This window comes from Novosphingobium album (ex Liu et al. 2023) (assembly GCF_029076845.1).
Classification (GTDB): Bacteria; Pseudomonadota; Alphaproteobacteria; order Sphingomonadales; family Sphingomonadaceae; genus Novosphingobium.
Genome location: NZ_JARESE010000028.1, coordinates 195,973 through 219,346 on the forward strand (window position 1 = coordinate 195,973; position 23,374 = coordinate 219,346).

The 23,374-nt window shown below is 67.3% G+C and carries 23 protein-coding genes, 1 tRNA gene and 1 other RNA gene; 6 read left to right on the plus strand and 19 right to left on the minus strand.

From position 1 onward, the window contains the following. The 5 genes from dxr to pyrH are packed head-to-tail and all read right to left on the minus strand — an operon-like array spanning position 1 to position 3,879. On the minus strand, positions 1-1,158 hold the full coding sequence (gene dxr / locus PYV00_RS10130) for a 1-deoxy-D-xylulose-5-phosphate reductoisomerase (protein WP_275228145.1): 1,158 nt from the start codon (positions 1,156-1,158) through the stop codon (positions 1-3). After that, a complete protein-coding gene (locus PYV00_RS10135; RefSeq protein ID WP_275228146.1) occupies positions 1,155-1,844 on the minus strand; it encodes a phosphatidate cytidylyltransferase in 690 nt (229 codons plus the stop codon). Before PYV00_RS10135 ends, dxr begins: the two co-directional genes overlap by 4 nt. Before the next feature lie 30 nt (positions 1,845-1,874). Then, positions 1,875-2,564 (minus strand): polyprenyl diphosphate synthase, encoded by a 690-nt coding sequence (uppS, locus tag PYV00_RS10140; protein ID WP_275228147.1) that lies wholly within the window; start codon positions 2,562-2,564, stop codon positions 1,875-1,877. A 31-nt stretch (positions 2,565-2,595) separates the two neighbouring features. Then, a complete protein-coding gene (gene frr / locus PYV00_RS10145) occupies positions 2,596-3,153 on the minus strand; it encodes a ribosome recycling factor (protein WP_275228148.1) in 558 nt (185 codons plus the stop codon). Between the two features lie 3 nt (positions 3,154-3,156). After that, positions 3,157-3,879 carry a UMP kinase gene (gene pyrH, locus PYV00_RS10150; RefSeq protein WP_275228149.1) on the minus strand — a complete coding sequence of 241 codons (723 nt, stop codon included), beginning with the start codon at positions 3,877-3,879 and terminating at the stop codon, positions 3,157-3,159. Between the two features lie 185 nt (positions 3,880-4,064). On the opposite strand from pyrH, the gene PYV00_RS10155 reads away from it, so the two are divergent. Beyond that, positions 4,065-4,862 carry a hypothetical protein gene (locus PYV00_RS10155; RefSeq protein WP_275228150.1) on the plus strand — a complete coding sequence of 266 codons (798 nt, stop codon included), beginning with the start codon at positions 4,065-4,067 and terminating at the stop codon, positions 4,860-4,862. A 265-nt stretch (positions 4,863-5,127) separates the two neighbouring features. Here PYV00_RS10155 and tsf read toward each other — a convergent pair whose 3' ends face one another. Together tsf and rpsB are read right to left on the minus strand one after the other, a co-directional pair. Beyond that, a complete protein-coding gene (gene tsf / locus PYV00_RS10160; protein WP_275228151.1) occupies positions 5,128-6,051 on the minus strand; it encodes a translation elongation factor Ts in 924 nt (307 codons plus the stop codon). Between the two features lie 108 nt (positions 6,052-6,159). Then, positions 6,160-6,930 (minus strand): 30S ribosomal protein S2, encoded by a 771-nt coding sequence (gene rpsB, locus PYV00_RS10165; RefSeq protein ID WP_275228152.1) that lies wholly within the window; start codon positions 6,928-6,930, stop codon positions 6,160-6,162. A 408-nt stretch (positions 6,931-7,338) separates the two neighbouring features. On the opposite strand from rpsB, the gene PYV00_RS10170 reads away from it, so the two are divergent. Next, complete coding sequence (locus PYV00_RS10170) at positions 7,339-7,608, plus strand: hypothetical protein (RefSeq protein ID WP_275228153.1); 270 nt, start codon at positions 7,339-7,341, stop codon at positions 7,606-7,608. Here the strand turns inward: PYV00_RS10170 and pssA are convergent. From pssA to PYV00_RS10185, 3 genes are all read right to left on the minus strand, one after another. Beyond that, positions 7,553-8,368, minus strand: a complete 816-nt coding sequence (pssA, locus tag PYV00_RS10175; protein ID WP_428981626.1) for a CDP-diacylglycerol--serine O-phosphatidyltransferase — start codon at positions 8,366-8,368, stop codon at positions 7,553-7,555. The two genes, PYV00_RS10170 and pssA, sit on opposite strands and share 56 nt — an antisense overlap. Further along, the gene (locus PYV00_RS10180) at positions 8,368-9,117 is read right to left on the minus strand and encodes a phosphatidylserine decarboxylase (protein ID WP_275228155.1); all 750 of its coding nucleotides are present in this window, start codon (positions 9,115-9,117) and stop codon (positions 8,368-8,370) included. Before PYV00_RS10180 ends, pssA begins: the two co-directional genes overlap by 1 nt. A 97-nt stretch (positions 9,118-9,214) precedes the next feature. After that, a tRNA-Tyr gene (locus PYV00_RS10185) sits at positions 9,215-9,300 on the minus strand. A gap of 180 nt (positions 9,301-9,480) precedes the next feature. Here PYV00_RS10185 and rlmB point away from each other — a divergent pair. Both rlmB and PYV00_RS10195 read left to right on the plus strand, forming a co-directional pair. Continuing rightward, complete coding sequence (rlmB, locus tag PYV00_RS10190; protein ID WP_275228156.1) at positions 9,481-10,278, plus strand: 23S rRNA (guanosine(2251)-2'-O)-methyltransferase RlmB; 798 nt, start codon at positions 9,481-9,483, stop codon at positions 10,276-10,278. A gap of 21 nt (positions 10,279-10,299) precedes the next feature. Then, positions 10,300-11,130 carry a hypothetical protein gene (locus tag PYV00_RS10195; RefSeq protein ID WP_275228157.1) on the plus strand — a complete coding sequence of 277 codons (831 nt, stop codon included), beginning with the start codon at positions 10,300-10,302 and terminating at the stop codon, positions 11,128-11,130. A 125-nt stretch (positions 11,131-11,255) separates the two neighbouring features. On the opposite strand, the gene PYV00_RS10200 is transcribed toward PYV00_RS10195, so the two are convergent. From PYV00_RS10200 to lon, 3 genes are all read right to left on the minus strand, one after another. Then, on the minus strand, positions 11,256-11,528 hold the full coding sequence (locus PYV00_RS10200; protein ID WP_275228158.1) for an HU family DNA-binding protein: 273 nt from the start codon (positions 11,526-11,528) through the stop codon (positions 11,256-11,258). Between the two features lie 12 nt (positions 11,529-11,540). Then, complete coding sequence (locus PYV00_RS10205) at positions 11,541-11,702, minus strand: hypothetical protein (protein WP_275228159.1); 162 nt, start codon at positions 11,700-11,702, stop codon at positions 11,541-11,543. A 61-nt stretch (positions 11,703-11,763) separates the two neighbouring features. Next, entirely contained in the window at positions 11,764-14,178 is a 2,415-nt protein-coding gene (gene lon, locus PYV00_RS10210) for an endopeptidase La (protein ID WP_275228160.1), read from the minus strand. Between the two features lie 327 nt (positions 14,179-14,505). Between lon and PYV00_RS10215 the strand changes: the two genes are divergently transcribed. Next, positions 14,506-16,599: a putative bifunctional diguanylate cyclase/phosphodiesterase gene (locus tag PYV00_RS10215; RefSeq protein WP_275228161.1), complete on the plus strand. Its 2,094-nt coding sequence runs from the start codon at positions 14,506-14,508 to the stop codon at positions 16,597-16,599. Positions 16,600-16,606: 7 nt separating this feature from the next. Here PYV00_RS10215 and PYV00_RS10220 read toward each other — a convergent pair whose 3' ends face one another. The 6 genes from PYV00_RS10220 to PYV00_RS10245 all read right to left on the minus strand — a co-directional run bounded on the left by PYV00_RS10220 (position 16,607) and on the right by PYV00_RS10245 (position 22,889). Continuing rightward, complete coding sequence (locus PYV00_RS10220; RefSeq protein ID WP_275228162.1) at positions 16,607-16,942, minus strand: YbaB/EbfC family nucleoid-associated protein; 336 nt, start codon at positions 16,940-16,942, stop codon at positions 16,607-16,609. Continuing rightward, positions 16,942-18,765 carry a DNA polymerase III subunit gamma/tau gene (locus PYV00_RS10225; protein ID WP_275228163.1) on the minus strand — a complete coding sequence of 608 codons (1,824 nt, stop codon included), beginning with the start codon at positions 18,763-18,765 and terminating at the stop codon, positions 16,942-16,944. The genes PYV00_RS10220 and PYV00_RS10225 overlap by 1 nt, the downstream gene beginning before the upstream one ends. Positions 18,766-18,820: 55 nt before the next feature. Beyond that, positions 18,821-18,915: signal recognition particle sRNA small type (ffs, locus tag PYV00_RS10230), an RNA gene on the minus strand. A gap of 70 nt (positions 18,916-18,985) precedes the next feature. Next, a complete protein-coding gene (locus PYV00_RS10235) occupies positions 18,986-19,264 on the minus strand; it encodes an ETC complex I subunit (RefSeq protein WP_275228164.1) in 279 nt (92 codons plus the stop codon). Between the two features lie 75 nt (positions 19,265-19,339). Continuing rightward, a complete protein-coding gene (gene hrpB, locus PYV00_RS10240) occupies positions 19,340-21,796 on the minus strand; it encodes an ATP-dependent helicase HrpB (protein ID WP_275228165.1) in 2,457 nt (818 codons plus the stop codon). A 76-nt stretch (positions 21,797-21,872) separates the two neighbouring features. Then, on the minus strand, positions 21,873-22,889 hold the full coding sequence (locus PYV00_RS10245) for a polyprenyl synthetase family protein (protein ID WP_275228166.1): 1,017 nt from the start codon (positions 22,887-22,889) through the stop codon (positions 21,873-21,875). Positions 22,890-22,978: 89 nt separating this feature from the next. Here PYV00_RS10245 and PYV00_RS10250 point away from each other — a divergent pair, with 89 nt between their 5' ends. Further along, positions 22,979-23,296 carry a chorismate mutase gene (locus PYV00_RS10250; protein ID WP_275228167.1) on the plus strand — a complete coding sequence of 106 codons (318 nt, stop codon included), beginning with the start codon at positions 22,979-22,981 and terminating at the stop codon, positions 23,294-23,296. The last annotated feature ends 78 nt before the right edge of the window (positions 23,297-23,374 follow it).

A 23,374-nucleotide genomic window follows, 5' to 3' on the forward strand; every position in this document is an offset into this window, starting at 1 on the left:
TCAGGCAGACTCCGTCAAAAGGCGCGCCCTTGCCCGGGCTTCGTGATCGACGGCAAGGACATCGGACAAGCAGGCCGGCGCGGGCGGCGCGAAGGAGGACAGGACATCCTCCACATGTGCGGCAATGCGGGTGAACGCAATCTGACCATCCAGAAAGGCGGCGACCGCGATCTCGTTCGCGGCGTTGAGCACGGCCGGAATGGCGCCGCCGGCACGCGCCGCCTCGCGCGCCAGCCGGGTGGCGGGAAAGCGCGCTTCATCGGGCGCGCGGAACGTCAGTTCGCCGATCGCGGCCAGATCGAGCGGCGCGCAAGGCGTATCCATCCGCCGGGGCCAGGCCAGCGCCGAGGCGATCGGCACGCGCATGTCCGAAGGGCCAAGCTGGGCCAGCGTCGATCCGTCGCGGTATTCGACCATCGAATGGACCACCGATTGCGGATGGACGATGATGCGCAGCCGGTCGAGCCCCACCGGGAACAAGTGATAGGCCTCGATCAGTTCGAGGCCCTTGTTCATCATCGTCGCGGAATCGACGCTGATCTTCGCGCCCATGTCCCAATTGGGATGGCGCACCGCCTGCGCCGGCGTGGCGCCGGCAAGTTGGTCGGCATTCCAGTCGCGAAACGGCCCGCCGCTGGCGGTGAGCGTGATGAAGCGCACGTCGGCCGGATCGTTGGCGCACAGGCACTGGAAGATGGCGTTGTGCTCGGAATCGACCGGCAGCAGCGTCGCGCCGTGGCGGGCGACCGCGGCGGTCATCACTTCGCCCGCCGAAACCAGCGCTTCCTTGTTGGCCAGCGCGACAATGCCGCCCTGCTCGATCGCGGCCATGGTCGGCGCCAGCCCGGCGCAGCCCACGATCGCGGCGATGGTGATATCGACCGGGCGCCCCGCCGCCTCGACCAGCGCGGCCGGCCCCGCCGCCGCCTCGATCCCCGAGCCGGCCAGCGCCGCGCGCAGTTCAGGCAGATAGCGCGCATCACCCACGACCGCGATCTGGGCGGCGAATTCGCGCGCCAGGGCGGCCAGTTCGCCCACGCGGCATTGCGCGGTGAGCGCGACGACGCGCCAGCCTGCGGGATCGCGCCGCACCAGATCGAGCGTCGATGCGCCGATCGAGCCGGTCGCCCCCAGGATCGAAATCGAACGCTGCGTCACGAGTGCCCCAATAGACGCGAAATCATGAAGATAACGCCTAGCACAAAAGTAACCGATAGCAGACCATCCACCCGGTCGAACAGCCCGCCGTGGCCGGGCAGCAGCTTGCCCGAATCCTTCACCCCGGCGCGGCGCTTCATCCAGCTTTCGAAAAAGTCCCCCGCCTGCGCCACCATGGCGATCAGCGCACCCATGGCCAGCACCAGCCAGAGCGTATAATCGGTGTCCTTGCGCGTCGCGACCAGCAGCAGGATGACCAGCGCTGCCCCCACCATGCCGCCGACCAGCCCGGCCCAGGTCTTGGACGGGCTGATGGCAGGCGCGATCTTCGGCCCGCCGATCGCGCGGCCGGCGAAATAGGCGCCCACGTCAGTGCCGATCACCGCCCCGACCACGATCAGCACCGGCAAGGCGCCCATCGCGGATTCGCGCAGGACCACCAGCGTGACCGCCGCGACCGCGCAATAGACCGCGCCGCCCAGCCGCCACGCCAGCCGCGCGCCGCCCGGCGGATGGGCCAGCAACACCAGCACACCCCATTCGAAGAACACCCCGGCGGCCACCGCCACCACGAACAGCATCCAGGCCAGGCCCCCCAGCCAGAGCGCGATGCCGGAAACCGCCAGCATGGCCAGGGCCGTGACAGTCCGCACGCCAAGGTCCGATTTGCGGGCCGGCGCGCTCACCGGACGCCTTTCGGCGCGGCGAAGATCGCCTCAACGGCCGCCATAGCGTCGTTCACGCGTGGCAAAGGCATCGAGCGCTTCCTTCAGATGATCGGCGGTGAAATCGGGCCAGAGCACGGGGGTGAACCATAGCTCGGCATAAGCGGCCTGCCATAGCAGGAAATTCGACAGCCGCACTTCGCCCGAAGTGCGGATCAGCAGGTCGAGCGGGGGCAGATCGGCGGTATCGAGTTCGGCCTCGATCGTTTCGGGCGTGATCGCGCCCTTGGCCGCCGCCCTGGTCGCGGCGCGGGCGATCTCGTCCTGCGCGCCGTAATTGAGCGCGATGGCCAGGATCGTGCCGCTATTGGCCGCCGTGCGCGCCAGCGCGCCTTCGATCAGCTCGACGATATCGGGCCTGAACGCCTTGTAGTCGCCAATGATCTTCAGCCGGATATTGTTTTCCGCCATCTCGTCGAGGTCGGACAGGATGAAGCGCTTCATCAGCGCCATGAGGTCGGAAACCTCTTCCTCGGGCCGGCGCCAGTTCTCGGTGGAAAAGGCATAGATGGTCAGCGCTTCCAGCCCGAACTCGCGCGCACCGCGCACCAGCCGGCGCACGGCCTCGACCCCACGCTGATGGCCGATCGCGCGCGGCAAGTGGCGCTTCTTGGCCCAGCGGCCGTTGCCATCCATGATGATGGCGACATGCCGCGCGCGGGCGGGTTCGCTCTTCGCCATGCCCTCTACGCTCCCCTCTGGCGTCGGAGAGTCACTTGTTGAGGATTTCCTTTTCCTTGCGCGCCAGTTCCTCGTCGACGGCCTTGATCATCTCGTCGGTGAGCTTCTGGACTTCCTCCTCGCCGCGCTTGCGATCGTCCTCGGCGATTTCCTTCTTCGATTCGTCGGCTTTCAAGGCATCGTTGCCGTCGCGCCGGATGTTGCGGATCGCGACGCGCGCCTTTTCGGCATACTGGCTGCCCAGCTTGGCCAGTTCCTTGCGGCGTTCCTCGGTCAGGTCCGGGATCGGCAGGCGCAGGGTATTGCCGTCGTTGATCGGATTGAGGCCCAGCCCGGCCGAGCGGATCGCCTTTTCCACCGGCCCGATGTTGGACTTGTCCCACACCTGCACCGAAAGCATCCGTGGATCGGGCGCGGAAACGGTCGCGACCTGGTTTAACGGCATGTGCGCGCCATAGACCTCGACCGTCACCGGATCGAGCAGCGTGGCGTTGGCGCGGCCCGTCCGCAAACCGGACAGGTCATGCCGCAGCGCGTCGATCGCGCCCTTCATGCGGCGTTCGAGATCGGCCTTGTCATACTTGGCCATGGCTCAGGCTCCCTTCTGGACGATGGTCTGCGTTCCCTCTCCGGCGAGCACCCGCGCTAGGTTGCCCTTTTCGCGGATCGAGAACACGACGATGGGTATCTGGTTATCGCGGCACAGCGCCACGGCGGAAGCATCCATCACCTTGAGGTTATCCGCCAGCACCGTATCGTAATCGACCGTGTCGTAACGCTTGGCCTGCGGATTGGTCTTGGGATCGGAATCGTAGATGCCGTCCACGCTGGTGCCCTTGAGCAGCGCGTCGCACTGCATCTCGGCGGCGCGCAGCGCGGCGCCGGAATCGGTGGTGAAATAAGGCGCGCCCACGCCGGCGGCGAAAATCACCACCCGGCCCTTTTCCAGATGGCGCTCGGCCCGGCGGCGGATCACCGGCTCGCACACCTGGTCCATCTGCACCGCCGATTGCACGCGGGTGTGCACGCCGATCTGCTCCAGCGCGTTCTGCATGGCCAGCGCGTTCATCACGGTGGCCAGCATCCCCATGTAATCGGCCTGCGCGCGATCCATGCCCTTGGCCGCGCCCGCCATGCCGCGAAAGATGTTGCCGCCGCCGATGACCAGGCAGATCTCCAGCCCGGTATCCTTGGCCGCCTTCACTTCGCGCGCCAGTTCGGCGACGAATTCTGGATCGATGCCGAACTGCTGGCAGCCCATCAGCACTTCACCCGACAATTTGAGCAGAATGCGTTTGTATGCCGGCTTGCTCATGCTCGTATCATTTCGATCCTGGGGGGCTGGGTGCCCCGCATTAGGTGCGCGCGCGAAGAAAGCCAAGCATCGACTTGGGGGTGGCCGACGACTTTGCCGCACGGGTTCGCTCACCGTGCGCGCGGGAGGAATTGCGCTTGCCCCGGCACATCGCCTATCCTGACCTGCTGGCTTGGAGATTCATGATGACCAGCACCATCCCCACGATGCATTCCGCTTTCCTTACCCGCGCGATCGCCGCCGTCGCCGCCGATCCACGCTTCGCCGCGCTGCTGGCCGGCGGCTCCTATATCCACGGCGGGCTCGATGCGCACTCCGACCTCGATCTGGTGCTGATCTGCGATGAGCACCGGCATGGCGAAGTCATGGCCACGCGCCGCGCCTTCGCCGAGGGGCTGGGCGAGCTGGTCGGCGCCTTTACCGGCGAGCATGTCGGCGAGCCCCGGTTGCTCATCTGCCTTTACGGGCCGGAACTGCTGCATGTGGACCTCAAGTTCGTGACTCCCGCCGATCTCGACCGGCGCATCGAACTGCCTGCGGTCCTGTTCGCGCGCGATCCGGCCGCCATCGCGCACCGGCTGGCCAGGGCGGCCATCGCCTGGCCCGACCTGCCGCCGCAATGGTTCGAGGATCGCTGCTGGATCTGGCTGCACTATGGCGTGACCAAGCTGGCGCGCGGCGAACTGTTCGAGGCGATCGGTATGCTGGCCTTCCTGCGCGAACAGGTCCTGGGCCCGCTGCTGCATCGCCGGGCCGCCCGCCCGCAACGCGGCGTGCGCCGGATCGAGCAGGCCGGCCTCGACAGCGACGGCCGGCTGGCGGCGACCGTCGCCCGGCCCGAAGTCGCCTCGGTCCGCGCCGCCCTCATCGCCGCGATGGACCTCTACCTCGACCTGCGGAACGACGATCCGCCGGAACGCCCCGCCCCGACCATGCCGACGGCGCTGCTGGACCTGCTCGATCAGGCCGGCCGGGAGGAATAAAACTCCGCCAAAGCCCCCTCCCCTTCAGGCGAGAGGGTTGGGAGAGGGGCCGAACGAGGCGCACCCTCTCCGATGTCCGCCAAAAGCAACCGCTCCCCGCGATAAATGCCGAAACATGTTCAGCATGACGGAGGGAGGCAAACGCGGCAAAGTCCGTGAACACTCCGGCAAGCCAAGCCGGCGAACCTTCGATCGCCAAACAAAACGGGCCGGAAAGCTCTCGCTCCCGGCCCGCTTTTGCTGTGATCGCGAAGGAACCCGCCGATCAGCCCTGCACGGCCGCCGCGACTTCGGCCGCGAAATCGGTTTCCTTCTTCTCGATGCCTTCGCCAAGCTGGAAACGCACGAAGTCCTTGAGGACGATCCTGGTGCCCGCTTCCTTGCCGGCCTGGTCGACGACCTGCTGCACCGGGGTCTTGTTGTCCATCACGAAGACTTGGCTGAGCAGCGCGTTTTCCTTGGCGTATTTCGCCACGGCGCCTTCGACCATCTTTTCCTGCACATTGGCCGGCTTGCCGCTTTCGGCGGCCTTTTCAGCGGCGACCTTGCGCTCACGCTCCAGCAGCTCGGCATCGAGATCGTCGGCCGAGAGCGCCAGCGGGAACGCGGCGGCGATGTGCATGGCGATCTGCTTGCCCAGCGCTTCGAGCACGTCGGCGGCGGCTTCCGATTCCAGCGCGACCAGCACGCCGATCTTGCCCAGGTTCGGCGCGGCGGCGTTGTGCATGTACGGCACGACCAGGCCCTGCGCGACTTCGACCGTCTTCATGCGGCGGATCTGCTGGTTCTCGCCGATCGTGGCGACATTGTTGGTCAGCGCGTCGCCCACGGTGGTGCCACCCGGATAGGCCGCGCCCTTCAGCGCCTCGACATCGTCCGAGCCGGCGCCCAGCGCCACTTCGGTGGTCTTGCGCACGAAATCCTGGAACTGGTCGTTCTTGGCGACGAAGTCGGTTTCCGAGTTCACTTCGACGGCCACGCCGCGCGTGCCCGTGACGGCGATGCCGACCAGGCCCTCGGCCGCGGTGCGGCTGGACTTCTTGGCGGCGGCGGCGAGGCCCTTGGCGCGCAGCCCATCGACGGCGGCTTCGAAGTCACCACCCGATTCGTCGAGGGCCTTCTTGCAGTCCATCATCCCGGCGCCAGTGCGCTCGCGGAGGTTCTTCACGTCAGCGGCGGTGTAAGCCATCGCGTATATCCTCTTGATAAAGTTTGGTGCGCGCCGGGCCCATGGACCCGGCGCGCGACAATTCCATGACGGTCAGGCCATGGCGGTCAGGTCGCGGCCTATGCCGGATCAGGCCTCGGCGGCGTCCTCGGCCGCGAGTTCCTCGGCAACCGGCTCGTCAAACGCGCCGATATCGGCACCGCTGTCGATCACGGCTTCACGGCCACCCTTGGTCGCGGCCTGCGCGACGGCGTCGCAATAAAGGCGCACGGCGCGGCTGGCATCGTCGTTGCCGGGGATCGGGAAAGCGATGCCCTGCGGATTGACGTTGGTATCCAGCACGCCGACGACCGGGATGCCCAGCACGTTGGCTTCCTTGATCGCCAGGTCTTCCTTGTTGGCGTCGATCACGAACATCACGTCGGGAATGCCGCCCATGTCGCGGATGCCGCCAAGCGACAGCTCAAGCTTGTCACGCTCGCGCGTGAGCTGGAGCACTTCCTTCTTGGTGAGGCCCGCGGTGTCGCCCGAAAGCTGTTCCTCAAGCGTCTTGAGGCGCTTGATCGACTGCGAGATCGTCTTCCAGTTGGTGAGCATACCGCCCAGCCAGCGGTGGTTGACGAAGTGCTGGCCGCAAGCGCGGGCGGCTTCGGCGATCGGCTGCTGCGCCTGGCGCTTGGTGCCGACGAACAACACCTTGCCGCCCGCCTGCACGGTGGCCGAAACGAATTCGAGCGCGCGGGCCATGAGCGGCACCGTCTGCGACAGGTCGATGATGTGGATGCCGTTGCGGGCGCCGAAGATGTACGGCTTCATCCGCGGGTTCCAGCGGTGGGTCTGGTGGCCGAAGTGCGCGCCGGCCTCGATCAATTGCTGCATGGTGACGACGGGAGCCGCCATAATCATTTCCTTTCCGGTTTCAGCCTCTGGGAAACTGGAACCGTGCGGATATCCCGAAGGATGCTGGCCCGCTGCGGCACCGGGTATGTAGGTTTCCCATGTGGATTCGCCGCCGCCCGGCTCCGTGGATTCGGAAACGACCGATCGGCAAGCGGGCCGGCGCATAGCGCCATTCGTTCGTGAAATCCAGCGTCAATTCACCGCGCTTTTAGCGCGGCTCCGCGCGATCACCGCAGGACACCGGGCACGAAGCACCGGCTGGCGACTTGTCGGTTCGGTCATCGCGGCACAATTGGCGCTTGACAGGATGGAACAAATCACGAACACAGGCAATACGGAACATTGATAGAACGAATCGCGGATATCCACAAGCTGTCCACAGAACGTGAACAGCCCGGGGCCGCTTCGATGGAGATGGTCATGACAGCACTTGCCGCCACGCTTTTCCTCTTCGCGGGACTTCTCTCGATCGCGGTCTCGGTGTCGACACTGCGACAGGAAGGCCGGATCGCCCTCGGCCTGCGCCGGGCGCTTGCGCAATGCCCGCAGGCATCGGAAGTGCGCATCGTCGTCACCGATATCCGCGCTGCGGCGCCCCTGCGCTCCGCAGCGAAAGCGGAAATCAGGCGTCTGGCGGTGGGGACGCGGCCGGTTCGACCTGCGCGGCTCGCCGCCTGAAGCGCGCATAGGTTACGATGCCCACGGGAATCAGCAGCAGATAGATCAGCGTTATCAGCACCAGCGTCAGCCAGGGCTCGGTCAGGAGCGCGGCCGCCAGCAGCCCGACCAGCGCGATGATGCCAATCCTGATATCCCGAGGCGGCCGCAGCCGGGACCAACTCAGCGTGGGCAGGTTGGAGATCATCAGGAAGGCGATCAGCACCATCCAGCCGCTCACCGCGATCGGATTGGCGAATTCGGAACGGCCACTGACGATCCACAGGTACATCGGCAGGAACGCCAGCCCCGCGCCCAGCGGCGCCGGCACGCCGGTGAGGAAGCCCGCCTGCTTGTGCGGCTGATCCAGAACGTCGAGCCGGGCGTTGAACCGGGCAAGCCGCAGCACGCAGCAGATGGTGAAGGCCAGCGCGGAGATCCAGCCGATGCTGGGCAAGTCGCGCAGCGTCCACAGATAGACGATCAGCGCCGGCGCGACGCCGAACGAGATCGAATCGGCCAGGCTGTCAAGCTCGGCGCCGAAGCGCGTCTGCGCCTTGAGCAGCCGCGCCGCCCGTCCGTCGATCCCGTCGAGCAAGCCGGCCAGAATGATCGCCTGCACCGATTTCTCGAAATCCCCGGCAATGGCGAAGCGGATGCCGGTAAGCCCCGAACACAGCGCGGCGGCGGTGATGGCATTGGGCACGATCGCCCGGATGCTCAGGCTGCGGGCGATCCGGCGCCGCGCGTCCGCGTCGCTCTCGCCCGGCTCGTCGCCGATCACTGGCTGACGCCTTCGATCAGGGCCGCCTGCCCCACTTCGGCCAGCACGGTCTCGCCCGCCACGATCCTCTGGCCCAGCAGGACTTTCGGCTCGGTTCCCGCCGGCAGATAGACATCGACCCGGCTGCCGAAGCGGATCAGGCCGATGCGCTGCCCGCCCGCGACGATGTCGCCCGGCTTGACGAACGGCACGATGCGCCGCGCGACCAGTCCGGCGATCTGGGTGAAGCACACCATCAGCCCGTCGCCCCGCTCGATCAGGATATGCTGCCGCTCGTTCTCCTCGCTCGCCTTGTCGAGATCGGCGTTGAGGAACTTGCCGGGGATATAGATCACACGCCGCACCGTCCCGCCGATCGGCGCGCGATTGATGTGCACGTCGAACACGCTCATGAAGATCGAGACGCGCGTTACCGGATCGGTGCCGAGCGGGCGGATGCCGCTGCCATCGTCGATCGTCAGTTCGCGCGGCGGCGGCACTTTCTGGATCAGCGTGACCAGGCCATCGGCGGGCGCGACGATGAAGCGATCCTCCTGCGGCGTGACGCGGCGGGGATCGCGAAAGAAGGCCAGGACGCAGAAGGTCAGCAGCGCGAGCGGCCAGGCCAGCCATTGCCAGCCGATCGCCGCCGTCACCAGGCAGACGACGCCCACGCCAAGACCGAACTTGCGCCCTTCGGGATGGACTGCGGGCCAGCGCCAGGACGCTTCGCCCCGCCCCTGATTATCGAGAATTTCTCCGGGCATCGTGGCCCTGTACGGCTTGTCGCGCCGCACCGCAATCCCGCCGTGGCGCTTGTCCCTCGCGGCCGTTCCGGGCCCGGTTCGCGGCCCGGGGATCTGGTGGTGGACAGGGCTAGATTCGAACTAGCGTACGCTTGCGCGGGCAGATTTACAGTCTGCTGCCTTTAACCACTCGGCCACCTGTCCACACCAGTATCGCGGGCGATGGGATAACCCACCGGGATTGTGCCCCGAAGGGCACCGTCCAGCCGAGAGGCGCGCTCATGGCGAAGCGAACCTTGCCTGTCAATGGGGTGACTGGCAGGAGCGGTCATTCCCGCAAGGGATCAGGCCCGCAAGGGAACACCAGACAAGGAAGGACAAGCAATGGCCAAGCGTGAGGACGCCGACGCCGATCGCAAGCTGCGCGGCAGGGCCGGGCGAATGCGCAATGGCCGGGGAAGCGGCCGCGCGGGCCAGGGCGCGGTGCGGCTGTGGGGCCGGCACGCGGTCCAGGCGGCGCTGATGAATCCCGAACGGCGCCACCGCAAGCTCTGGGCGACGCGCGAAGGCGTCGATTCGCTGGATGGCGAATTGCCCGCCGATTTCCCGGTGGAATGGGCGCAGGCGGCCGATCTGGCGCGCCTGGTCGCGCGCGACGCGCCGCACCAGGGGCTGGTGCTGGAATGCGAGCCGCTGCCCGACCTGTTCCTGTCCGACGTGCTGGAAGGCGATGCCGCGCGGCCGCTGGTGGTGCTCGACCAGGTCACCGATCCGCACAACGTCGGCGCGATCATGCGTTCGGCCGCCGCCTTCGGCGCTTGCGCCATCGTCACGCAGGATCGCCACGCTCCGCCCGAATCCGGCACGCTGGCCAAGTCCGCCTCGGGCGCGCTGGAAATCCTGCCGTGGATTCGCGTGGTCAATCTCGCCCGCGCGCTCGATGAGGTGGCCGAGGCCGGCTACTGGCGCATCGGCCTCGATGGCGAGGCCGAATCGACGCTGGCCGATGCCTTGCCCGCCGGGCCGGTGGCCTTGGTGCTGGGGGCGGAAGGCGAAGGGCTGCGGCACAACATCACCCAGCATTGCGACGCGCTGGCGCGCTTGCCGATCGACGAAGCGATGGAAAGCCTGAATGTGAGCAATGCCGCCGCGATTGCGCTATATGCGGTGGCCACACGCTGAAAAGCCCTGGGGGATGCCGCCATGAAGAACCTGCCGTTCCGCCGCGCCGCCGCCGGCACGCTTGCCATCGTGCTGGCGCTGCTGGTTTCGGCCTGCTTCCTGGCGCCCGGCCGGTTCACCTCCGCGCTGGAAGTGCGCAAGGATCGCGGGTTCAGCTTCAGCTATGCGGGCGAGCTTTACCTGCTGCCGCTGCGCCAGTCCTCGCAGCAAGCCGTTTTCACGCCACAAACCTGCAATGAGACTGACAGCGGCGCCGAGCGCGCCTGCACCGGCGACGAGATCGCTCAGCAAAAGGCCGATTGGGAAACCCGGCAAAGCAAGGACAAGCACGAAGCGGCCGCGGCGGCCGGGCTGTTCGGCGGGATCGATCCCGCCGATCCCGGCGCGGCCGAGGAGATCGCCGCCAAGCTGCGGCGGCAGACCGGCTGGCGCAAGGTCGAATACAAGGGCGATGGCCTGTTCGTGGTCGATTTCGCGATCACCGGCAAGCTCGGCCACGATTTCACTTTCCCCACGATCGAGGGCTTTCCCATGGCCAATGCCTTCGTCCAGGTCTCGCAGCGCGGCGACGGGACGGTGCGGGTCGATGCGCCCGGTTTCGGCCCCGCGTTGGGCGGGCTGGGCGCGGCCGGTCTGATGCAGGCGGCGGCCGCTTCGGATTCCAGCGGCAAGCCGGGCGCGGAGGCCATGCCCACGGTGGATGGCACATTCACGGTCAGGACCGATGCGGCGATCCTCGCCAACAATACCGATGAAGGCCCCCTGGCCGATCCGCGTGGCAAGGCGCTCGCCTGGAAGGTCAGCAGCCGCACCACCACCGCGCCGACCGCCCTGCTCCAGTTGCAGCGTTAAGGCCAATGTCCGCCCATCCGATGGGCCAATACTATCGCTCCCAAAGAAAAACGCCGCGCTGGTTGTGACCAGCGCGGCGTGAATCTGATGGGTTGCCTGCGAGGCGAGCAGGCCGTTCGGGACGATTAGTTGACCGAATCCTTCAGGCCCTTGCCGGCCTTGAACTTGGGCTGGCTCGATGCCTTGATTTCCATCGGCTCGCCCGTGCGCGGATTGCGGCCGGTCGAAGCCTTGCGCTTGGCGACGGAAAACGTGCCGAAGCCGACCAGACGCACTTCGTCTCCCTTCTTCAGCGCTCCGGTGATGGCATCGAAGACGCCTTCAACCGCCTTGGTGGCGTCGCTGCGGGTCAGACCGCTGGAATCCGCGACGGCGCTGATGAGATCGTTCTTGTTCATTATGGGAACCCCCTAACCTTTCAGTTGAACAGGTAATTTTTGAATCGCCTCTCGACTGCGCGGGAATTGAGCCTCTTTTGGACGCAGTGTCAAAGCGAAAAGCCGCAGCGGAAAGCCGTTTTGTCCAGTTTTTCCGCCATTTTCGAAGTGATTCGGGATTGTGCGACGCAGCATCGGGAAGCACCGCAAGCAGCGACTCGAATTGTCGTATTCGAGTCGCCGCAATGCAGCAATTCTAGTGTGCGGTAGTGGACGGTGCCGGCGTGGCCAGCGAAGGCGCCACGGCCTGGCTCGCCAGCTCGTCCGCTTCGGTCCATTCGATCGGCGCCACGGGCTCGATCAGCGCCCGCGCCAGAACTTCGTCGACGTGGCTGACCGGGATGATTTCCAGCCCTTCCTTCACGTTGTCGGGAATCTCGGCGAGGTCCTTGCGGTTCTCTTCCGGGATCAGGACGGTGGTGATGCCGCCGCGCAGCGCGGCAAGCAGCTTTTCCTTCAGCCCGCCGATCGGCAGCACCCGGCCACGCAGCGTGACCTCGCCGGTCATCGCGATATCCTTGCGCACCGGAATCCCGGTGAGCGTCGAGACGATCGAAGTGACCATGCCGATGCCGGCGCTCGGCCCATCCTTGGGCACCGCCCCTTCGGGCAAGTGGATGTGGATGTCCTTGCGCTGGAACACCGAAGGCTTGATGCCATAGGCCGGGCTGCGCGCCTTGACGAAGCTGAAGGCGGCCTGGATGCTTTCGCTCATCACTTCGCCCAGCTTGCCGGTCGACTTGATCGCGCCCTTGCCGGGAACCGTGACGCTTTCGATCGTCAGCAGTTCGCCGCCCACTTCGGTCCAGGCCAGGCCCGTGACGGCGCCGACCTGATGCTCTTCCTCCGACACGCCGTGGCGGAATTTCCGCACGCCGGCGAAGTCCGAAAGATTCTCGGGCGTCACCGTCACCTGCTCAGCCTTGCCTTCGAGAATCTGGCGCAGCGACTTGCGCGCCAGCCGCGCGATCTCGCGCTCCAGCGTGCGCACGCCGGCTTCCCGCGTGTAGTAGCGGATCAGATCGCGCAGGGCTTCTTCGGTCAGGGTGAACTCGCCAGGCTTCAGGCCGTGCGCTTCCACTTGCTTGGCGATCAGGTGACGCTCGGCGATCTGGACCTTTTCGTCCTCGGTATAGCCTTCGAGCCGGATGATCTCCATGCGGTCAAGCAGCGCCTGCGGCAGGTTGAGGCTGTTGGCGGTGCACACGAACATCACGTCCGACAAGTCGAAGTCCAGCTCCAGGTAATGGTCCTGGAACCGGGCGTTCTGCTCGGGATCGAGCACTTCGAGCAGGGCCGACGCCGGATCGCCGCGGAAATCCTGCCCCAGCTTGTCGATCTCGTCGAGCAGGAACAGCGGGTTGGCCTTGCCGGCCTTGCGCAGATTGGTGACGATCTTGCCCGGCAGCGAGCCGATGTAGGTGCGCCGGTGGCCGCGAATCTCCGCCTCGTCGCGCACGCCGCCCAGCGACTGGCGGACGAATTCGCGCCCCGTCGCCTTGGCGATCGACTTGCCCAGCGAGGTCTTGCCCACGCCCGGCGGGCCGACGAGGCACAGGATCGGCCCCTTCAGCTTGTTGGTGCGCGCCTGCACGGCGAGATACTCGATGATCCGGTCCTTGACCTTGTCGAGCGCGTAGTGATCGGCATCGAGCACGGCTTGCGCCTGTGAGATGTCGCGCTTCAGCTTTGATTTCTTGCCCCAGGGCAGGCCCAGCAGCACGTCGAGATAGTTGCGGATGACGGTCGCTTCCGCGCTCATCGGCTGCATCGACTTCAGCTTCTTGATCTCGGCCAGCGCCTTGTCGCGGGCCTCCTTCGAAAGCTTGGTCTTCTCGATCTTTTCCTGCAGCTCGGCGATCTCGTTGGCTTCCTCGCCATCGCCGCCGCCCAGCTCGTTCTGGATCGCCTTGAGCTGTTCGTTGAGGTAATATTCGCGCTGGGTCTTTTCCATCTGGCGCTTCACGCGGCCACGGATCTTGCGCTCGACCTGCAGAACGCCAAGCTCGCCTTCCATGAAGGAATAGACCATTTCCAGCCGCTTGAGCGGATCGGCCTCCGACAAGACCGCCTGCTTGTCGGCAACCTTGGCGCTGAGCTGCCAGGCCACGGTATCGGCCAGCTTGGCGGCATCGTCGATATCGCCAAGCTGTTCGCCCGCGTCTTGCGACAGCTTCTTGTTGAGCTTGGCGTATTCGTTGAACTGCTCGACCACCGAGCGCATCATCGCGGCCACTTCATTGCCCGAAGCGCTGACCGGCTCGATCTTCTCGACTTGCGCGACCAGCATGTCGCCATCGGCGGTGGTTTCGGCGCGCAGGCCTTCCAGCCGGGCGCGATCCTGCCCTTCCACCAGCACGCGCACGGTGCCGTCGGGCAGCTTGAGCAGTTGCAGCACGCTGGCGATGACGCCGGTTTCGTAAAGATCGTCGCGATCGGGATCGTCGCAGCCGGGATCGAGCTGGGCGAGGAGGAAAATGTCCTTCTCGCCAGCCATCGCCGCTTCGAGCGCGGCCACCGACTTCTCTCGGCCCACGAACAGCGGCACCACCATGCCGGGGAACACGACGATGTCGCGAAGGGGAAGGAGGGGGAGCAAAATCACAGGCATATCCATTCACATAGAACGCGTTAACCGCGCCTTGCCGGACGGGTCCGGCGTTCTTGCCGAATATGGTACGCCTCTCCCCGCGGCGCAATGGTGGGCACGCCAGGCTTGTGGATGGGCACGCGGGCAGCGCACGCCGGGTACCGGCCCGCCCGGCTCCCGGCCCAAAAAAGGGCTGTCGCCGCCGATCCGGGCGAGACGTGAAATATGACGGTTGGATGACAGATAAGGGAGCTAACCATTTGTCCCAACACGAATTATCAACGATTTCTGCTTACCGATTGTTTGCGATCACTCATCCGGGTTGCAGCAAGGACAAGACAGATAATGATGCGCGGGATTGCATCCCTTCCGGCCCGCTTGTGGAACGGCGTGGTCGGCTCGCTGGAACGGCGCCTGGTCTCGGCCATCGTCGTCATCATCGCCTGCACGGTGGGGCTGCAGGTGGTATCCCAGGACCGCGCCCTCGCGCTGCGCGAGGAAAGCGACGAACTGCGCACGGCGGTGAGCATGTCCGAGCATGGCGAGCAATTGCTCAAGGCCATGATCCAGTTCCACCTCGCCTCGCGCAACGCGCTGGATATCGACACCGACAGCGAAGGCGCCGCGCATTACGCCGCCGACCTGACCGACACCGCCATGCAGATCGAGGAGCATGTCAACGCACTGCGCCTCGATGGCCTGGCCGCGTACGACATGCAGAGCCGCAGCACGGTGTTCAGCAATCTCGACCGGCTGGTCGGCCAGGTGATCGACCGGCCGCAAGGCCGCTCGCGCGCCGACGAGATCGCGATCGAGCGCCGGCTGGACCGCATGATGGAAGTGGCCAACCGGGTGCACGAGGAAGCCGAGCGGCGGCGCGACACCGCCTATGGCCGCGTCGAGCAATCGACGCGCCAGTGGTATCTGCTGGTCTCGCTGGTCGGGCTGCTGACGCTGGGCTTCACGCTGGCGATCCTGGTCGATGTCAGCCGCAATATCCTGCCGGCGCTGCGGCGGATGCACCGCTCGCTCGAACGGCTGGCGGACGGCGATCTGGAAATCGAGATCGAGCCGTTCCGCCTGCGCGAGCTGAGCGCGCTGTCCCGCTCGCTCGAAACCTTCCGGCGCAATGCCGTGGCGGTGAAGAATCTGGCCTTCACCGATCCGGCGACGGGCCTGCCCAATCGCCGCGCCTTCGTCGAACAGGCGGGCCGGCTGCTTGCGCAGGGCCCGCGCCTGCCCGGATCGCGCCAGATCGTCGCGCTGATCGACATCGACAAGTTCAAGTATATCAACGACGATTACGGCCACGCCTCGGGCGACATGCTGGTCCTGCTGCTGGGCCGGCGGATGAAGGCGTTCCTGGGCGAACAGTCGATCGTCGCGCGCGTGGGCGGCGACGAGTTCGCCGTGCTGGTCGAAGTGCCGCAAGGCACGGTTCCGGCCAACTTGTGCGGCGAGCTGATCGCCGCGATGCGCGCGCCGTTCGATTTCGAAGGCTTCGCCATCGCCGTCACCGTCTCGCTGGGCTTCGTGGAGGCGCAGCCCGATCACGCGGCCGAGGTCAACCGGCTGCTGCACCAGGCGGATCTGGCGCTTTATGCCGCCAAGCGCGAAGGCCGCAACCGCGTCAGCGCGTTCACTCCGCCGCTCGAGCAGGAGCGCGAGGTGGACCGCGCGCTGGAACGCGATCTGGCGCAAGCGCTGGCGCGCGGCGAGCTGCGCATGGTCTACCAGCCGATCTGCCCGATCCGCGACGATGCCTGCGAAGTGGAAGCGCTGGTGCGCTGGAACCACGCCGTGCTGGGCGAAATCTCGCCCGCGCAGTTCATCCCGGCGGCCGAGCGCAGCGGCCAGATGCCGCAACTGGGCGCCTGGATCATCGAACGCGCGCTGTCCGATCTCAGCCGCTGGCCGACGCTGACGATGAGCATCAACCTTTCGCCGCTACAGCTTCAGCAGGACGGTTTCGTCGGCTTCCTGCTCGATTGCTGCCGCCGCAACCGCATCGAGGCGCACCGCGTCTTCCTGGAAGTGACCGAGACGGTCTCGATCGAGCGCAACACGCGCGCGCTGCTGACGCTGGAACTGTTGCGCAACGCCGGCTTCCGCATCGCGCTCGACGATTTCGGCACCGGCTATTCCTCGCTGTGCATGATGAAATCGTTCCGCTTCGACCGGCTGAAGCTGGACCGCACGCTGGTGAAGGATCTGGGCACCGACGCGACATCGCGCGCCGTGTTCGACGCGGCGGTGCAGATGGCCCGGCAGATCGGCGCCGAAGTGGTCGCCGAAGGGGTGAGCGACGAAAACCTCGTCGCCCCCGCGCTGGCGGCCGGCTGCACCCATTTGCAGGGCTTTCATTTCAGCCGCCCGATCGAGGCCGAAGCGATCGAGGACTATTACCGCGCCTCGCAAGCCGCCGCGCGCCAGATCGCCTGAGGCGCGCTCAGAACGGCAGCTTGAAACCCGGCGGCAGGCCCATGCCTTGCTGCGCCTTGGCCATTTCCTCGCCGGCCACGCTATCCGCCTTGACGCGCGCGTCGTTATAGGCGGCGGCGACCAGGTCTTCGAGGATCTGCTTTTCGGATGGCTGCATCAGGCTGTCGTCGATCGCGACGCCGATCACCCGCCCCTTGGCCGAGCAGCGGATCCTGACGAGGCCGCCGCCCGAAAGCCCTTCCACTTCCAGCGTATCGAGCCTGGCCTGGGTCTCGGTCATCTGTTTCTGGATCGTCTCGGCCGCCTGCTGGGCGGCCTGGATCATTTCTTCCATCGATTTCATCAGCGTCTCCAGTTGCGATTGCCGCCATGGGCGGCCTGACGGTCTTCCCCCACCAGTTCGGCGTGGGGAAAGGCCGCGAATGTGGCTTCGACCAGCGGCGAACGGCGCACCGCTTCGGCATCGGCGGCCTGCCGAGCCTCGTCCTGCTCGACCAGCGTCGGCGCGCCCTCGCCGGCCGCGCGCTCCACCTGCCAGCGTTCGCCGGTCGCCTTGGCCAGCGCGGCCCGCAGCACCGGCGCGATATCCTCTTTGAAGCCCGGCGGCTGGGCATAGCGCAGCAGGCCCGGCGCCAGTTCGATCACGCGCACCTGCATCCGCATCACGCTGGCGGCGACATGTTCGTGATGGTGCTCCACCTGCTCGACCAGCGCGGCCCAGCGCGGCGCGGCCTGCGCCACCGGCGCGGCAGCGGGCACCGCCGCCTGTCCGGCCATGTCGGGCGACGGCGCGCGGCTGGCCAGTTCCTCGATCCTGCGCGCCAAGGTGCCGGGATCGGGCATGTCGGCCGCGTGCATCACGCGCAGCAGGGCCATCTGCGCCGCGACCAGCGGGTCGGGCGCGCTTTTCACTTCCTCATGCCCTTTGAGCAGAAGCTGCCAGAGCCGGTGCAATTGCCCGGCCTTGAGCGATCCCGCCCAGCCTTCGATCGCCGCGCGCTCCTCGGCCGAAGGCGCGTCAGCCGCCCCGCCCGAGACTTGCGCCACGGTGACGCGGTGCGCCAGGTCCATGATCCCGCGCATCAGCGCGATCGGCTCCACCCCCAGCGCGAACTGGTGCGCGACAAGATCGAGCAGGCCCGGCCCATCGCCTTCCAGGATCGCGGCGAGCAGCTTGCGCTGCGCGCTCTTGTCGGAAAGGCCCAGCATGTCGCGCACTTGCGCCGCGCGCACCCGGCCCTCGCCGTCCAGATCGGCATGGGCGATCGCCTGATCGAGAATCGAAAGCCCGTCGCGCACCGAGCCTTCGGCGGCGCTTGCCACCATGGCCAGCGCCTCGTCCTCGGCTTCGACGCCTTCCTTGACGCAGATCCGGGCGAAGTGCTCGGCCAGCATCGCGGTGGGGATGCGGCGCAAGTCGAAGCGCTGGCAGCGCGAGAGCACCGTGACCGGCAGCTTGTCCACCTCGGTGGTGGCGAACAGGAACTTCACATGCGCCGGCGGTTCCTCAAGTGTCTTCAGCAAGGCATTGAAAGCATTGCGTGACAGCATGTGGACTTCGTCGATGATATAGATCTTGTAGCGCGCCGAGACGGCGGCATAGCGCACCGCCTCGATAATCTCGCGCACGTCATCGACGCCGGTATGGCTGGCGGCATCCATCTCGATCACGTCGATATGGCGGCCTTCGGCGATCGCGGTGCACGGCTCGCACACGCCGCAAGGATCGATCGTCGGGCCGCCGGTGCCATCCGGGCCGATGCAGTTGAGCGCCTTGGCGATGAGCCGCGCGGTCGATGTTTTGCCCACGCCGCGCACGCCGGTCATCAGGAAGGCATGGGCCAGCCGGTCGCGCCTGATCGCGTTGGCCAGCGTCTGCACCATGGCTTCCTGCCCGATCAGCTCGGCGAAGGTCTGCGGGCGGTACTTGCGCGCCAGCACGCGATAGGGCTGCGCGGGCGCCGGAGCGGCAGTCGGTGCGGCAGCCGGCGCGACTTTCGCGGCGGGCGGGGTTTCGGGCTGGACGGGGGCCGCGGGCGCCGCCGCAGGCTCACCACCGAACAGCGCCGACTGGCCAGCCGCTTCCAACTCCGCGGCACTCGGCGAGCCCTCGTTCTCGTCCTTCCAGGGCGGGGTATCGCCGAACATGTCGCGTGAATCGTCCATCACCGCTGAAGGTAAGCCCTGGGGTGCGAATTGTCAGGAGAAAAGGAGGAGATCGGGTGAAGGAGCCGAGCGACCCGCCGCAATCCGTTGTGGCTGCTTCCTTCCGGACCTGACCAGGTTGGCGAACGCAAACGTCCACCCGACTCCCGGCGGCGCATATGGCGGGCGCGGCGGCCTTTGTCCAGACCGGCGTGAGCAAACGGGCAAGGCCGCCCGAATCCTACCGGAAGTTGTCGGCGTAGGCCTGGAGCTTCAGCCGGCGCGGCGGCGAGGCATGGACGGTGGCGGCAATGCCATGGCGTTCGGCATAGGCCAGCGCCGCCTCCCGCGTGGGGAAGCGCAGTTGCACCTGCTGCTGCATGTCGCCCGATCCGGCCCAGCCCATCAAGGGATCGGGCGTTTTCGCCTCGGCCGGGACAAAGTCCAGAATCCACTGGTCGACTTGCGCCTTGCCGGACTGCATGGCGTTCTTTGGTCGCTGGAAGATGCGTGCGCTCATGGCCCGTGCTTTGCCCACGAATCGGCCGACAAATCAAGCCGGCAATTGCGCCGATCCGCCACCCGATCGGCACATTCAGCGCCGGCCCGCCTCGAAGGCGTTGCGGGTCTTGAGGCTGGGGTCTTCCGCCCAGGGCTCGTCCGGCCAGCGGTGGCGGGGGTAGCGGCCTTTCATCTCGCGCTGGACCTCGCGCCACGAGCCGCGCCAGAAGCCGGGAAGATCGCGCGTCGCCTGGATCGGCCGGCCGGCGGGAGAAGTCAGCTTGAGCAGCAAGGGCTGCGGCGGCTGGCCGAAATCGGGATGGCGATCGAGCCCGAACAGCGCCTGCACGCGCACTTCCACGCAAGGGCCCGCCTCATCCTCGTAATCGATCGCGTGGTGCGTGCCGGCGGGGCTGACGAATTCGGCCGGGGCAAGCCGTTCCAGCCGCTGCTGGTCGTCCCAGCCCAGCCGCCCGCGCAAGGCTTCGTGCAGCGCCGCCTGGTCGATCGTGTCGAACCGGCGCCCGAGCAAGGGCCCGGCCCAGTCCTCAAGCTCGGCCAGCAGCGCTTCGTCCGCCAGCGCCGCGATGCCGGCATAGCGCGCGCGCTTGCACAGGGCGAGGCTGGCTTTGGAAAACGGCAGCAGGCCCAGCCCCTGCTCGCGCAGGCGCGCGGCGGCGAAGGCGGCAAGTGCCGCATGGTCGGGCGCGGGATCGGGGCCGCTGGCCAGCGTGATCGCCCCAAGCCGCCGTTCGAGCCGCGCCTCGATCCGGGCTTCGGCCGCGTTCCAGCGCAGCACCGAACGCCGCTCGATCCGCTCACCCAGCCCGCGCTCCACCTCGCCCGGTTCGAGCGGGACGGCAGCCAGGATGCGCGCGCCTTTCGCCTGCCCTTGCGCATCGCCGATCACCAGCCATTCGCTGGTCGCCAGCGGCGAGGCGGGATCGAGCATATAGCCCCTGCCCCCGGCCGAAAGCCAGGTCTCGCCCGAGGCATCGCGGCGCCTGGCCACCATGTCGGGCCGGCCCAGCGCCAGCAGCAGGCCGGGCGAGGCTTCGTCGGTTCGCCCGGCACTGGCCGCCGGCGCCATCCGTTTCTGCGCCCGGCGGGCCCATCCTTCGGCCAGCTTGCGCGCGGCCTGCGCGCGCGACGAGCGATCCGCGTTCCAGCGCGCCAGACGTTGGCCCAGATCCTCGCCCCGCCCGCCCAGCCCGCGCTCCTGCAGCAGCAGGACGAGCCTTGCCGCCACATCGGCCGCGCCGCGTTCGGCCCCACGCAGCACGGTCGCGGCCTGCGCGGGGTCCATCGGCAAGCTGGCCACCTTGCGGCCGAACGCGGTGATGCGCCCTTCCCCGTCGAGCGCGCCCAGCGCTTCGAGCTGACCGCGCGCGGCGGCGAGCGCGGGCGGCGGCGGCGGATCGAGCCAGGCCATGCCTGTCGGATCGCCCGCGCCCCATTGCGCCAGCGCCAGCGTCAGCGGCGCAAGGTCGGATGTCTCGATCTCGGGCGGATCGAATTCGGGGCGGCCGGGATGCGCCGCCTCTTCCCACAGGCGATAGGCCACGCCCGGCCCTTGCCGCGCGGCGCGGCCGGCGCGCTGCGCGGCCGAGGCGCGGCTGGCGCGATGCGTGACGAGCCGCGTGACGCCCGCCGCCTTGTCGAACTCCGCGCGGCGCGACAGGCCGGCGTCCACCACCACCGCGACGCCATCGAGCGTCAGCGAGGTCTCGGCGATCGCAGTGGCGAGCACGATCCGCCGGCGCCCTTGCGCGTCACGGCGAATCGCGGCGCGCTGTGCGGCGGGGTCGCACTGGCCGTGCAGCGGCAGGATCAGCGCGGAAGGCAGGCGTTCCGCCAGCCGCTCGGCGGTACGCTCGATCTCGCGCACGCCGGGCAGGAAGGCGAGGATGTCGCCCGCCTCCTCGCGCCATGCCGTCAGCACGGCCGAAGTCATGGCGTCCTCGATCCGCGCTTCGGGGCTGGCGCCGAGCCAGCGGATCGCCAGCGGATGGGCCTTGCCCGCGCTCTCGATCACCGGCGCGCCCGCAAGCAGCCGCGCGAACCGCGCGCCGTCGATCGTCGCGGACATGACCAGCAGGCGCAGATCGGGCCGCAGTACCTGCTGGCTCTCGATCGCCAGCGCAAGGCCGAGATCGGAATCGAGATGGCGTTCGTGCGCCTCGTCGAACAGGACGGCGGAAATGCCGGCAAGCTCGGGATCGTCGAGCACGGTGGCCACGAAGATCGCCTCGGTCATCACCAGCACGCGCGTCTTCGCCGAGCGCCGGGTGTCGAGCCGGGTGACATAGCCGATCGTCTCGCCCGCCTGCTCGCCCAGCATGTCGGCCATGCGCTCGGCGGCGGCGCGCGCGGCGACGCGGCGGGGGGAAAGCAGGATAACCGTGCCCGTGCACCAGTCCTCGCCCAGCAGCGCGGGCGCGACGGCGGTGGTCTTGCCCGCGCCCGGCGGCGCGATCAGCACCGCCCCCGCCCGCGCGCGCAGGGCTGCAAGCAGGTCGGGCAGGACGGCATGGATCGGCAGATCGCTCATCATGCGGGTTTAGGGCGATGGTGAGCCGAGCGCCATGGCGGGAATAGGGCGGGGATAGAGCAGTCTGGTTTTGCGTTCAGTAGCGGCGTGCGACGGCGAATTCGGCGGCTTCGGCCATGGCGCTGCGGGCTTCGCAGGCCGGGAAGCCGGCGATCGCGTCGATCGCGCGCTGGGCATAGTGGCGCGCACGTTCCCGCGTGGCGGCGACGCAATCGTGCCGGTTGATCAGTTCCACCGCGTGGGCCAGATCCTCATCCTCGGTGCGGAAGCCGGCGATGGCCTCTTCCCAGAACTTGCGCTCTTCGGCGGTGCCGCGCGCATAGGCCAGGATCACCGGCAGGGTCATCTTGCCTTCACGGAAATCATCGCCCTTGTCCTTGCCCGATTCCTGGCTTTCCGAATCGTAGTCGATCGCATCGTCGACCAGCTGGAAGGCGATGCCGAGATTGCGGCCATAGGCGTCGAGCGCGCGCTCTTCGGCCTCGCTGCGCTCGGCGACCACGGCGGCGATCCGCGTGGCGGCGGCGAACAGCGCGGCCGTCTTCGATCCGATGATCGAAAGATAGCGTTCCTCGCTCGTCTCGATGTGACGCTGCGCGGTCAGCTGGTCCACTTCGCCCTCGGCGATCACCGAGGCGGCGTTGGACAGGATCTTGAGGACGCGCAGGCTGCCGTCCTCCACCATCAGCTCGAACGAGCGGGTGAACAGGAAATCCCCCACCAGCACGGTCGCCGGATTGCCGAAGACGATGTTGGCCGCCGCCTTGCCGCGCCGGAGGTCTGACCCGTCGACCACATCGTCATGCAGCAGCGTGGCGGTGTGGATGAATTCCACCGCCGCCGCCAGCTTGTGATGGCGCGTGCCCTGATAGCCGCACAGCTCCGCGCCCGCGACCGTCAGCATCGGGCGCATCCGCTTGCCCCCGCCGGAAATCAGGTGCCCGGCCAGCGCCGGGATCAGCGGAATCTCGCTCTGCATCCGTTCCAGGATCACGGCGTTGACGCTGTTCATGCCCGCAGCGGTCAAGGCAAGGATGGGGGCCAGTGACGGTTGCGACCCACGCGGACGCAGGGATACGACTTCAGCGCTCATGGTTTCGCGCATTGCGCGTTGCATCGCGGCAAGGCAAGCCCAAAGCCACGATTGGCATCCCCCTTCGGGTCATGCTAGCGCATCGCGCGATGACTTCCGATGACGCCACCAACGCTCCCGCGATTGATCCCGTTCTCGCCGGCTATCGCGCCAGCATCGACAATATCGATGCCGCGCTGATCCACATGCTGGCCGAGCGATTCCGCATCACCAAGGCCGTGGGTGCCTACAAGGCGGACATGAAGCTGCCGCCTTCCGATCCGGGGCGCGAGGAAAAGCAGATCGCCCGGATGCGGCGCCTGGCCGAAGACGCGCAGCTCGATCCCGAATTCTCGGAAAAGTTCCTGCGCTTCGTCATCCAGGAAGTGATTCGCCACCACGAACAGGCGCAGAACGCGCAAGAGTAAGCCCCGCGGGAACGCAATCCGCGTCCGCGCGTTGGAAATCCGGGCTCACTCAGCCAGAGCCCGGAAACAAGACGCAAG